This is a genomic window from Thauera aminoaromatica S2, from assembly GCF_000310185.1.
Taxonomy (GTDB): domain Bacteria; phylum Pseudomonadota; class Gammaproteobacteria; order Burkholderiales; family Rhodocyclaceae; genus Thauera; species Thauera aminoaromatica.
The window spans coordinates 1-825 of record NZ_AMXD01000304.1 but is presented as its reverse complement, the minus strand read 5'-3'; the positions used below and the strand labels follow the sequence as shown (position 1 = coordinate 825).

Genomic DNA, 825 nt, shown 5'->3' with positions numbered 1-825 from the left:
CGCCGCCGAACCGCCCGATCGCGACTCGCGTCGCTCCCACAGAAACCAGCGCGCACCCGCAGCCGCACCGTAGGAGCGACGCAAGTCGCGATCGCTGCGTGCGGGACGGCGAGGACGCGCGGCGGGGGGGTCGCCGTCCCGCGTCGCTCCTGCGGAAACGTCGCACCGCGGGGCGGGGGCTCAGCTGGCGCGGGTGTATTGCTCGATGGCGGGGCCGATGGCCTGGAGCGCGAGGATGCGGGTGGCCGCACCGAGGCGGATGGCTTCCTTGGGCATGCCGAAGACCACGGAGCTGGCCTCGTCCTGGGCGATGGTCTGGGCGCCGGCGTCGAACATCTCGCGCAGGCCGCGGGCGCCGTCGTCGCCCATGCCGGTCATGATCACGCCAAGCGCGTTGCGCCCGGCGCAGCGGGCGACCGAGCGGAAGAGCACGTCGACCGAGGGGCGGTGGCGGTTCACCGGCGGGCCGTCGCGCACCTCGACGAGGTATTGCGCGCCGCTGCGCCGCACCGTCATGTGGCGCCCGCCGGGTGCGATGAGCACCCGTCCGGGGAGGACGCGCTGTCCGTCCCGGGCCTCGAGCACCTCGAGGGCGCACACCTGGTCGAGGCGCTGGGCGAACATCGCGGTGAACTTCTCCGGCATGTGCTGCACCACGACGATGCCGGGCACGGTGCGCGGCAGGCCGCGCAGCACCGCCTCGAGGGCCTGGGTGCCGCCGGTGGAGGTGCCGAGCGCGATGATGCGGTCGGTGGTCTCGGCCATGGCCTCGGCGCGCGCGGGCGCCACGGCGGCGGGCACGATCGCGGTCGCCGCGGCCGGGCG

At 75.4% G+C, this 825-nt stretch carries 1 protein-coding gene; it reads right to left on the bottom strand.

Features of this window, described 5'->3' with window-relative positions:
- Nucleotides 1–180 precede the first annotated feature (180 nt).
- On the bottom strand, nt 181–825 hold a 645-nt coding region (locus tag C665_RS19755), incomplete at its 5' end, for a CheB methylesterase domain-containing protein (protein WP_004330700.1).